Origin of the sequence: Mesorhizobium tianshanense (genome assembly GCF_007830515.1) — a bacterium.
In the GTDB taxonomy this organism is placed as follows: domain Bacteria; phylum Pseudomonadota; class Alphaproteobacteria; order Rhizobiales; family Rhizobiaceae; genus Mesorhizobium; species Mesorhizobium tianshanense.
The window spans coordinates 1-2104 of the sequence record NZ_VLKT01000143.1 but is presented as its reverse complement, the minus strand read 5'-3'; the positions used below and the strand labels follow the sequence as shown (position 1 = coordinate 2104).

General features: G+C 54.2%; 2 protein-coding genes. Both read left to right on the top strand.

Annotation, left to right across the window (positions count from 1 at the left end):
* Window positions 1-1046: thioesterase domain-containing protein (locus IQ26_RS38880; protein ID WP_240547484.1), on the top strand; the 1046-nt coding region annotated here is incomplete at its 5' end.
* 231 nt (window positions 1047-1277) lie between these two features.
* On the top strand, window positions 1278-1910 hold the full coding sequence (locus IQ26_RS38875; protein ID WP_145723577.1) for a 4'-phosphopantetheinyl transferase family protein: 633 nt from the start codon (window positions 1278-1280) through the stop codon (window positions 1908-1910).
* The last annotated feature ends 194 nt before the right edge of the window (window positions 1911-2104 follow it).

The following is a 2104-nucleotide window of genomic DNA, read 5'->3' as shown; positions in this document are numbered from 1 at the left end:
CGCTGGCGCAGATCTGGGCGGAGCTTCTGGGGGTCGAGCGGGTCGGACGCCACGACCACTTCTTCGAACTCGGCGGCCACTCGCTCCTGGCCGTGCAGGTGCTCAGTCGAGCATTAGATCTTGGGCTGAACTTTAGCGCCGCCTACCTCTTCCAAGCCCCTGTTCTGAAGGAACTTGCATCGAAGATTCATTTGGAGCCACAGCCCAGTAGTCCGGGAGTGATTTCCGTTCGCGCAACCGGATCGCAACCACCGCTCTTCTTTGTTCCCACGGGTTTGGGAGATTGTTCCTATGTCCTCAAGTTGGTGGAGGAAATGGACATAGACTGTCCTGTCTACGCTCTGCCATGGCCCCCTTTCAATAACCTTTGCCCACCAATTCTTGAGGCGATAGCCACGGAGACCATCGTGGCGATTAGAAAGATCCAGCCGCAGGGTCCGTATCGCTTCGCTGGATACTCATCAGGCGGGATCTTGGCTTACGCTCTAGCCCAGCTCTTACTGGGTCTCGATGAAGCTATCTCTTTCATGGCGTTGATCGATGTTACGTTACCTGCAAACGTGACAAAGATATCACCCATCCAAATGGTACGAGACGTCGTGCTCGATTCTTTTGAACCCTTAGATGATGAGAGCTTCGAAGTGTTGGAGCAATTTGCTGGACAAAGTTCAATCGCTCAGCTGCTTGAGAAGGGGCAGCAAATTGGGGCAATACCTCTGGATCGTAATCTCCATAACGATGTTTTGATGTATGAAAGGACCGCCCGGTTTCACGAGGCGCTGCAGGCGTACCAAATCCCAACCTTGCCAATTGAGATACATCAGTTTTATGCCGCCGAGGCTCTCTTCAGTTCTCGGGCACGACAAGCTGAGAGTTCGTTATGCCCAGAGGCACGTTCGCCTATGCGCGGCTGGGACCGGGTCTTGAGTCGAGGGGCCATTACTGCCGTACCGATTGGAGGCGACCACGTGACGATGGTGAGTGTTCTGGAAAACCGCAAGGCTCTGGCCCGAGCTATTTCTACGCGCTTAGCCGGGGGTTCTTGAAAAAGATCCCTAGCGAACTGCACCGAAGGTTCTGGCACCCAGACGAGGTTCAGTCTCGGATCGCGACAATCCCCAAATGTCGGAGAGTTCTGGCTCGGTCATCCAAAGATGGGGAGCATATGTGGTCTGCCGCCGCTGCTGATCGTCGCACGTCGACCGAGTCGAGCAATTTCAAGGCCAAGCTGCATTGGCTGATCTTCTCATTCGAAAAGCTCAAGGGGACCAGATAGAATGGAGACTATCACCATTGATCAACAGAACATCCTCGTCGGCATCCGTCCACTAGACCCGGCTGACGACTCCGCCTTGTACGCTTCCGAAGTTACCTCGTTGGGACGCGCTGTTGCCAAAGTTCGCCGCCAAAGCGGTGCTGCAAGAGTAGTCGCCAGAACACTCCTTGGGCAACTGGGATACCCACTACTGCCGATCCTAAAGACGCGCTCTGGTGTTCCGATCTGGCCACCCGGCATCGTCGGATCTTTGGCGCACCACGATACCGTAGCAGCCGCCGCCATTGCTGGGACGAAAAGGATTGCGGCTCTCGGCATCGACATTGAGCCTAATGAACCTCTGCCGGCGAACCTGATCGAATTCATTGCCACCCCTAACGAGCAACGCATGTACGATCTACAGCTGCTCAAGCGGCGGGACCTCTTCGTTTTGAAGGAGGCGGTATATAAGGCGTATTTTCCACTGCACAATCAGTTCATTGAATTCCAGGACGTGGAAATTGATATCTCTGCACGATTAGGGTACGTGGCGAAGGCAAATTGCACGTTTTCGCTCGAGTTACTTATTTCCAACAATGTAATCGGGTTGGCGTATTCGAGGCCGACATGCGGTGACGTTGCCCCTTTGGCTTAATCCGGTTTGAAGTTCGTTCTGGCCCAACGCGAGGACCAGAGAATGAAGCGCAGCCGTTTCAGTGAAGAGCAGATCATCGGGATTTTGAAAGAGCACGAGGCCATCGGGTTCCGTTGCAAAGTTTTGTCTGGTCAGAGAATTTGCCAGAGTGGTGGCAATCATGCGGCAGCGAGGATTTCGAACTGCTCGGCGAG